1 protein-coding gene is annotated in these 355 nt (G+C 62.8%); it reads left to right on the top strand.

Annotated features, from left to right (window positions below):
- Positions 1–170 precede the first annotated feature (170 nt).
- The coding region (locus QWI16_RS00315; protein ID WP_302710719.1) for a hypothetical protein at positions 171–355 on the top strand (185 nt) is incomplete at its 3' end.

The following is a 355-nucleotide window of genomic DNA, read 5'->3' as shown; positions in this document are numbered from 1 at the left end:
ACTGGCGAGAGCCTCACATTCACCGCTCACGCTGTCTATCTCCCGCGGCCCCGGATCGAGATCTCCGGCCCCCAAGGTGTGCAGGCGACCTTTGACTGGCAGGCCGCCAGCGATCCAGTCGCGGGCCGAATGTGCACTGTCACGCTGACCAACGACCGCGAGGATTACTGATGCTACGCCTGAACCTTTCCAATGAACCGCGCTGGCTCGACCTGGGACATGGCGTGCGTCTGCTTGTCGAACCGCTCACAACCGCCATCATGCTGGCCGCGCGTAGCGATCCGGCAATCGTCGCCGCCGCGACCGATGCTGAAATCAGAACCTCCAACGACGACCTCGCGCGTATCGTAGCAAA

This window comes from Gilvimarinus algae (genome assembly GCF_030518215.1).
In the GTDB taxonomy this organism is placed as follows: domain Bacteria; phylum Pseudomonadota; class Gammaproteobacteria; order Pseudomonadales; family Cellvibrionaceae; genus Gilvimarinus; species Gilvimarinus algae.
Note: the sequence above shows the minus strand (reverse complement) of the source record. Positions and strands in the feature narration are given on the sequence as shown.